The organism is Actinomadura sp. CNU-125 (assembly GCF_001942465.1).
GTDB lineage: Bacteria > Actinomycetota > Actinomycetes > Streptosporangiales > Streptosporangiaceae > Spirillospora.
The window spans coordinates 1-7,841 of record NZ_MKJY01000260.1 but is presented as its reverse complement, the minus strand read 5'-3'; the positions used below and the strand labels follow the sequence as shown (position 1 = coordinate 7,841).

General features: G+C 73.6%; 8 protein-coding genes and 1 pseudogene. 5 read left to right on the top strand and 4 right to left on the bottom strand.

Translation table 11 applies throughout. From position 1 onward, the window contains the following. Together BJF79_RS27480 and BJF79_RS27475 are read left to right on the top strand one after the other, a co-directional pair. A partial coding sequence (locus BJF79_RS27480) for a YihY/virulence factor BrkB family protein (RefSeq protein WP_075901687.1) occupies nt 1–785 on the top strand: 785 nt, incomplete at its 5' end. Between the two features lie 265 nt (nt 786–1,050). After that, a complete protein-coding gene (locus tag BJF79_RS27475) occupies nt 1,051–1,635 on the top strand; it encodes a GNAT family N-acetyltransferase (protein ID WP_075901685.1) in 585 nt (194 codons plus the stop codon). A 27-nt stretch (nt 1,636–1,662) separates the two neighbouring features. Here BJF79_RS27475 and BJF79_RS65830 read toward each other — a convergent pair whose 3' ends face one another. Then, on the bottom strand, nt 1,663–2,010 hold the full coding sequence (locus BJF79_RS65830) for a cytochrome P450 (RefSeq protein WP_316043450.1): 348 nt from the start codon (nt 2,008–2,010) through the stop codon (nt 1,663–1,665). Continuing rightward, nucleotides 1,971–2,987 (bottom strand): cytochrome P450, encoded by a 1,017-nt coding sequence (locus tag BJF79_RS27470; RefSeq protein WP_316043449.1) that lies wholly within the window; start codon nt 2,985–2,987, stop codon nt 1,971–1,973. Before BJF79_RS27470 ends, BJF79_RS65830 begins: the two co-directional genes overlap by 40 nt. A gap of 309 nt (nt 2,988–3,296) precedes the next feature. Here BJF79_RS27470 and BJF79_RS27465 point away from each other — a divergent pair, with 309 nt between their 5' ends. Next, entirely contained in the window at nt 3,297–4,331 is a 1,035-nt protein-coding gene (locus BJF79_RS27465; protein WP_075901683.1) for an alpha/beta hydrolase, read from the top strand. On the opposite strand, the gene BJF79_RS27460 is transcribed toward BJF79_RS27465, so the two are convergent. Next, the gene (locus BJF79_RS27460; protein WP_262402662.1) at nt 4,235–5,101 is read right to left on the bottom strand and encodes an AI-2E family transporter; all 867 of its coding nucleotides are present in this window, start codon (nt 5,099–5,101) and stop codon (nt 4,235–4,237) included. The genes BJF79_RS27465 and BJF79_RS27460 overlap by 97 nt on opposite strands. A 56-nt stretch (nt 5,102–5,157) precedes the next feature. Then, nucleotides 5,158–5,529 (bottom strand): annotated as a pseudogene (locus tag BJF79_RS61870) (AI-2E family transporter); the annotation flags it as partial. Nucleotides 5,530–5,892: 363 nt separating this feature from the next. Here BJF79_RS61870 and BJF79_RS27455 point away from each other — a divergent pair. After that, nucleotides 5,893–6,303 carry an acyl-CoA thioesterase gene (locus BJF79_RS27455; RefSeq protein WP_158079307.1) on the top strand — a complete coding sequence of 137 codons (411 nt, stop codon included), beginning with the start codon at nt 5,893–5,895 and terminating at the stop codon, nt 6,301–6,303. A 111-nt stretch (nt 6,304–6,414) separates the two neighbouring features. Continuing rightward, the coding region (locus BJF79_RS53830; protein WP_143220204.1) for a hypothetical protein at nt 6,415–7,841 on the top strand (1,427 nt) is incomplete at its 3' end.

The window sequence follows — 7,841 nt, the reverse complement described above, 5'->3', positions numbered from 1 at the left end:
TGCAGGACTACGCGGCGGCGCTGACGTACTACGCGGTGCTGTCGGTCTTCCCGGGGCTGCTGGTGGTGGTGTCGCTGGTGGGGCTGGCCGGCGAGTCGGCGACCGACGACCTGATCTCCGATCTCGGCGGGATGGCGCCCGGGGCGGTCAAGGACCTGCTGATCGGCGCGGTCCGGCAGCTGCAGGGGTCCGGGGGCGCCGGGATCGTCGCGATCGTTGGCTTGGTGGGGGCGGTGTGGTCGGCGTCGGGGTACGTGGGGGCGTTCATGCGGGCGTCCAATGTGGTCTACGACGTGCCGGAGGGGCGCCCGTTCTGGAAGATGGTGCCGCTGCGGGTCGGGATCACGCTGCTGACGCTGGTGGTGCTGGCGGCGTCGGCGGTCGCGGTGGTGGTGTCGGGTCCGCTGGCGCGCGAGGCCGGGGACATGCTGGGCCTGGGGCCGGCGGCGGTGACGGCGTGGCGGATCGCCAAGTGGCCGGTGCTGCTGGTGGTGATCGCCCTGCTGTTCTCGCTGCTGTACTGGGCGGCGCCCAACGTCAGGCGCCGGTTCCGGTGGGTGACGCCGGGCAGCGTGGTGGCGGTGCTGGTGTGGCTGGCGGCGTCGGGCCTGTTCGCCCTGTACGTGGCGGGGTTTTCCAGCTACAACAAGACCTACGGCAGCCTGGCCGGGGTGATCGTGTTCCTGGTGTGGCTGTGGATCAGCAACCTGGCGATCCTGCTGGGCGCGGAGCTGAACGCCGAGCTGGAGCGGGGCCGCGCGATCCGGGCGGGGCCCGCCCGGTGAGGAGCCTTATGCCCGGTTCCGTGACACGCGTGCGTTCGGTGAGCGGGAGCGCCGCGAGACCGGCGTCGGCGACGGCGAGGAAGCGGAGGAGCGAGCCGGAGACGAGGCAGGAGACGAGGCAGGAAACGATGCCCGGAACGAAGCGGGAGACGGCCCGGACGGCCGGGCGGGGGGCGGTGCGGGGCGCGACCGCGGCCCGCACCGTCCTGACTCGGACGTGTGAAACGGGTCGCCGAACCCCGAACCCCCTGATTAGGATCTTTGCGTGCTGCGTCCCGTATTCCCCATCGAGACCGAGCGACTCACCCTGCGGCCGTTCCGGGAGGACGACCTGGAGGGCCTGTACGCGTACCAGTCGCTGCCCGAGGTGGCGCGCTTCCTGTACTGGGAGCCGCGGAACCTGGAGGAGTCCAGGTCGTTCCTGAAGGAGAAGATGAGCGCCTCCGCCGTGGAGCGGGAGGGCGACTGGCTGGTGCTCGCGGTCGTGCTGCGTGAGACGGGCGGGCTGATGGGCGAGGTCAATCTGCAGTGGCGCAGCCGGGAGCACCGGCAGGGCGAGATCGGCTACATCTTCAATCCGGCGTTCCACGGGCGGGGGTTCGCGACCGAGGCGGCCGAGGTGGTGCTGCGGCTGGGTTTCGAGGGCCTGGACCTGCACCGGGTCGTGGGGCGGCTGGACGGCCGCAACGCCGCGTCCGCGCGGGTGCTGGAGCGCCTGGGGATGCGGCGCGAGGCGCATCTGGTGCAGAACGAGATGGTGAAGGGCGAGTGGACCGACGAGGTCGTGTACGCGATGCTGCGGGACGAGTGGGACCGCCGCGCGCCCGTCCCGCCCGTCCCGTCCGGCTGACCGCTTTCCCGCCGGACCCCGCCCGGGTCAGGGGGCGGTGAAGGTGCAGGGCAGCCGCTTGTAGCCGTTGATGAAGCTGGACATCAGCCGGTCGGGTTCGCCGGCGGCGCGCAGGTCGGGCAGGCGGGTGAACAGCTCGCGGAACATCACGGTGATCTCGCGGCGCGCGAGGTTGGCGCCGAGGCAGAAGTGGGGTCCGGGCCCGCCGAATCCGACGTGGGGGTTCGGGGAGCGGGTGATGTCGAAGGCGTCGGGGTTTTCGAAGACGCTCTCGTCGCGGTTGGCGGAGTTGTAGAACAGCATGACCTTGTCGCCCGCGCGGTAGGCGTGGCCGTTCATGACGTGGTCGCGGGTGAGGTTGCGGCGGAAGCAGATGACGGGCGTGGAGACGCGGACGATCTCCTCGACGGCGCGCCGATGCGCCCGTCGAAGTCGTCCAGGAGCAGGTCGCGCTGGGCGGGATGGTCGGTAAGCAGTTCCAGGCCGTGCGCGATGGCGGTGCGGGTCGTCTCGTTCCCGGCGACGACCAGCAGCAGGAAGAACGTCCCGAATTCGCGGGTGCTGAGCTTCTCGCCGTCGAGGTTGGCGTTGACGAGCGCGGAGGTGAGGTCGCCGGTGGGTTCGGCGGCGCGTTCGCGGCCGAGCCGGGCGGCGAGGCGGTGCAGGTCGCGGGAGGCGAGCGCGACCTTGGCCAGGCCGATGCCGGTGCGCAGCCGCCCCATGTCGGGGGTGATGCCGGTGTACTCGGGGTCGGAGTTGCCGAGGACGATGTTGGTGAGCCGCACCACCCGCGGGTAGAGGCGTTCGGGGATGCCGAGCATGGCGCAGATGACCTCGACGGGGAGCCGGACGGCGGCGTGCTCGACGAAGTCGAGGGGTTCGCCGGCGGGCCGGGCCGCGCGGGCGGCGATCAGCTCGTCGACGATCCGGGCGGCGCGGCGGGCGATGTCGTCCTCGGTGCGGGCGAGCATCTTCGGGGAGAACGCCCGCGACACCACGCGCCGGATCTTGGCGTGCCGCGGATCGTCCATGTTGATCATGGAGTTGACGTAGCGGTCGAGGAAGCCGGGCGAGTCGATGACGGTGGTGGCGTTGGGTTCGCTGGAGAAGATCTGCGGGTTGCGGCTGGCCTCGGTGACGTCGGCGTGCGACACCAGGGCCCAGTAGCCGCCGCCGCGGCCGGTGAACGGGACGGGCGGGTCGGCGAAGAACGACGGCGCCCCGCGGGCGCGCAGCGCGGCGAACGCGGCGGCGCGCTCGTCCAGGGGGCGGCCCCAGAACCGCAGGTCGCTGAGGTCGATCTCGCTCGGGTCGATCTCGCCGATCGTCCCGCCGTCCTGCCGGGTGCTCATGTCGCCGCGTCCTCCTCGCCGGATCCGCCCCCCATCGTCGAGTAATTGCTTGCTTACGGTCAATGGGCGGGCGGGCCCCTGTGACCCATGCCACGGACGGACCTCCCGTGGCCCCGCGGGCCGCGGACGCCGCGCGGTTCCCGGCCGCTTATCACGGCAACACCCGCACCCGAAATGACTCACTTCTCAACAGTGCCGCAAGATTTTCTTATTACCGGCCCTTGTAGATCATTTAGCGGGGGGCGAGGACACTCGGCGGAAGCCGCGCGGCCCGTCCAGGGGGCGGCGCACGTCCCGCGAGGTGAGTCGATGACGCCTTCCGTCCGCAGTCAGGCACGCGCGGCCCGACGGACACGCCCGGCGACGTCCGGGACGCTCGTCGCGGTCCTGGTCGCGGGGATCGGCGCGGCCGGAGCGGGCACCGCGCACGCCGACACCGCCGCGGCCCGCGCCGACGACGGCGCGCGGATCGTCGCCGAGAGCGGGCTGGCCGGCAACGACGTCGACATCACCATCGCCTCCCCCGCGCTGGGCAAGCGCGTCAAGGCCCGCGTGCTGCTGCCGGAGAACTGGACGCGCGACGCCGCGCGCACGTGGCCGGTGCTGTACGCGTTCCACGGCGGGCAGGACGACTACACCTCCTGGGCCCGCAACACCGACATCGAGGCGTGGGCGCGCGCCTACAACGTCATCGTGGTGATGCCCGAGGGCGAGAACGGCTCGTACGCCGACTGGTACAACTACGGCAAGGGCGCCACCCCCAAGTGGGAGACGTTCCACACCGCCGAGGTCCGCCAGCTGATCGAGCGCAACTACAACGCCGGGGCGCGGCGCGCGGCGATCGGCAACTCCTCCGGCGGCGCGGGCGCGGTGACCTACGCCGCCCGCCACCCCGGGATGTTCGAGTACGTGGCGTCGCTGAGCGGGGTGCTGTCGATGCGGCAGCCGGGCATCCCGGCGATGCTGATGTTCACCAACGCCTCCAACGGGCAGGACCCGTTCGCGATCTGGGGCATCCCGTGGGCCGACGACGCCAACTGGAAGGCCCACGACCCGCACACCCTGGCGCCGGAGCTGCGCGGCACCGGGATCTTCTTCTCCGCCGGGACGACGGGACGGCCCGGCCCCGGCGACCCGGACGTGGCGCCGTGGGACATCGGCCTGCTGAGCGAGATCGTGATCGGCGCCAACAACAAGGAGTTCAAGAAGCGGCTGGACGAGCTGGGCATCCCCCACACCGCGCACATCTACGGCGACGGGCGGCACAACTGGCCGGCGTGGGTCCGTGAGAGCGAGTTCGTGTGGCCGTCGCTGATGAAGGCGATCGGCGCGACCCGGGCCTGACCCGCACCCGCCGGACGGGCCGCGCGGCGGGGCGTCCGGCGGGGCGTCCGGCGGGACCGGTCATCGGCCGCGGGGTTCGCCGCCGCCGTCGCCGTTGCTCGCCGCGGTTCCCGCGGCGGCGGGGCCGGGCGCCGCGCGCGGCGGGCGGGCGGTTCGGTGAGGGGATGTTCCTCGATGTCGTAGCGGCGGATGTAGGCGCCGGCGAACGCCTGGACGCTGGCGCCCAGCGGCAGCGCCAGCAGCGCCCCGGCGGGCCCGACGACGGCCGCGCCAGCCAGCACCAGCCCGAACGCGACGGCGGGATGCATCGCCATGGTGCGGGCGGTGATGCGGGGCTGCAGCAGGTAGTTCTCGAGCTGCTGGTAGGCGACGATGAACAGCAGCATCCACAGCGCGGTGGCGGGCGCCTCGGTGAGGGCGACCAGCACCGGCACCGCCCCGGCCAGGTAGGTCCCGACGACGGGGATGAACTGCGACAGCACCCCCACCCACAGGGCGAGCGTCGCGGCGTAGGGGACGCCGAGCCCGGCCATGGCGATGTAGTGGGCGACGCCGGAGACCAGGGCGAGCAGGGCGCGGGAGTAGATGTAGCCGCCGGTCTTGTCGACGGCGATCTCCCAGGCGGCCAGGACCTGCCGCTGCCGGTGCGGGGGGAGCACCGAGCACACCGTCCGGCGGAACTGGGGGCCCTCGGCCGACAGATAGAAGGTGAACAGCAGGACGGCCAGCGCCTTGAAGACACCTCGAAGGCGGTGGCGCCGATCACCCACACGTTGCCGGCGAGCGCCGACAGCTGTCCCGACAGCTGCTGGGTGACGGTCGGCAGCCGCTGGAACAGCGTCTCGCGGGACAGGTCGGTGCCGAACGTGCCGTTGATCCAGTCGATGACGCCGGTGACGTAGCCGGGGAACGCGTCGATGAGGTTGCTGGTCTGGGTGGCCAGCAGCGACCCGATGCCGCCGACGAACCCGGCCAGCAGCGCCGCGATCACCACGAACATCAGCGCGGTGCCGGCGCCGCGGCGCCAGCCGCGGCGGGCGAGCCAGTTGACGGCGGGCTCGATCGCGAACGCCAGGAACAGCGAGGTGAGCAGCAGCACCAGCAGTTCGCGGAGCCGTTCGACGATCCACAGCCCGGCGACGAACGCCAGGGTGATCGCCCCGGCCAGCACGAACGCCTTGGGCAGCCACGGCGGCATCCGCCGCGGGTCCGCGGCGATGCTCGCGGCGGTGGCGCCGGCGGGCGGGACGGTGTCCTCCGGCGGGGCGGCGGTCGCGCCCGCGGGGGCGCGGGCCGGTTCCCCCGCGCGCTCACCGGCGGGCCCGCCGGGGGGCTCCTCGCCGGGTTCGCCTGCCGGTGCGTCGTCTGCCGGTGCGTCGTCTGCGTCGTCCTCGGGCCGTTCGCCGGGCGGTCGGGCATGCCCGCACGCTAACCGCGCCGCGGTGCCCCGATCGCGTGCCCGCACCCTCCCGGGAGGCAACCTTTGCCGAGTCTTCAGCCGCGGCGACGCCCCGGGGAACGCGTCCCGTCCCCGCCCGGGCCGTGCGGGAGGATGGGCGGTATGGGCGAGATCTTCACGCACCGGCTGCGGGTCCGGTACAGCGAATGCGACCAGCAGGGCGTGGTGTTCAACGGGCACTACCTGTTCTTCTATGACGTGGCGTTGACGGAGATGTGGCGGGAGCTGATCGCCGATCCCGGGCGGATGGTGCAGGACGGCTACGACCTGGTGGTGGCGGAGGCGCGGATCCGGTTCCGGGAGGGCGCGCGGTTCGACGAGGTGCTGGAGGTGCGGATGCCGGTGGCGCACGTGGGGGTGACGAGCCTGGTGGTGCGGCCGGAGTTCCGGGTGGGCGAGCGGCTCCTGGCCGACGGGGAGGTGCGGCACGTGTTCGTCGACCCGGCGGCCGGGGGCAAGCGGGAGATGCCGCCCGCGGTGAGGTCGGTGCTGGAGTCGCTGCACGTCCCGTGACCCCGTGCGACCCCGTGCGACCTCGCGCCCCGGGGACCCGCGCACGCGCGCGTCCCCGGGCGGGACGCGACGATGACGGCGGATCGCCCGGGGAGGACTACTATGCGCCGGGTGAGCGTGCAGGGGGCCGGGGCGCAGCCCGGCGGAACCGGAGGCGGGCCGGGCGGGGACCTGTTCACCGCGGTCGAGGGCAACGTGCGGGAACTGGTGGCGTCCCCGTGGTGGCAGACGGCGCCGCCCGCCGAACGCGCCGCGCAGATCGCCGCGCGGATGCTGTGGGGCGCGGGCGAATGGTGGCTGTACGGGGCGTGGGGGCGCTGGTACCGGTGCGGGCTGGACGGCGCGTGGCATCCGTGCCCGCCGCCGGGCGACCCCGCCGACCGGGCCGTGGCGGTCCCCGCGCCGCGCGGCGCCGGGACGCCGCCGGTGCCGCCGCAGCTGTTCCCGACCGGTCCCGATCTCGCGGCGGGACGCGTCGCGCCGCTGGGGTTCCTCGGGCCGGTCCCCGACACCCCGGTCGTCGCGCGCGTCTCGCAGGCGATCACGACGGCGCTGGCGGTGAACCCGGCGCAGTTCGTGCAGCGTGACCCGATGTTCCAGCCGGGGACGCCGTCCACGATCGCGGCGGCGTGGGGCGCGCTGCTGTGGTGCGCGGGGTCGCCGGTGGTGCTGACCGAGCATCCCCTGATCGAGTCGTTCATCCCGTTCCTGACGACCCCCGCCGAGCGGCTGCACTGGATGATGCCGCCGGACTTCGGCACCCTGGCCGGCTACTACGTGCACCGGCTCGGGGCCGGCGACGGCGGCGGCGCCGCGCACATCGCGCGGGTGATGTACGAGGTCGCGGCGGGGCTGCAGGCCGATCCGCGGTTCCGGCCGGGCGCGGACGCGCTGGCGGCGGTGACCGCGGCGTCGCTGCGGATGGTGAACCAGGACATGGCGACCGTCCGGTACGGGCCGGAGGCGATCCTGCAGGAGTGGCGGCGCCGCTGCCCGGCCGAGTTCGCCACCCCGATGGTCCGCGACACCTCCCCGGGCGAGTTCCTGCGGCTGGCCCTGTACGACCTGCAGCAGGTCGTCGCGCACGCTCACCGGCCCGCGGCGGCCGGGCGCCGGGGGACGCGCCCACGACGAGGTCCGCCGTGCGGGGGTGGCGGTGCTGGCCGCCGACCTGCAGGCCGCGCCGGGCGCGCTGCCGGCGCTGCAGCGGTGGCTGGACCCCGACAGCGCCGCGCACGCGCAGGCCGTCCTGACCGATCCGGCGCATCCGGGGCGGGCGCTGTGGCCGCGCGACGGGCGGCTGCCGGACGCGCTGCGCACCGACGACCCCGACGCGCTGGCGTCGCTGCTGGCCACCACCTACACGCTCGGGCTGACGTGGTGCCGGCTGGCGCAGGTGCATCCGCCGGCGACGGGGTTCGCGGTGCCGCAGGCGGCCGCGGCGCAGCTGACGTCCCCGGCGATGCACAGCCCGCCGTCGACCGACGAGCTGTCGGCGTGGGACATCATCAAGGCGAGCAGCTGAAACACCGACTACA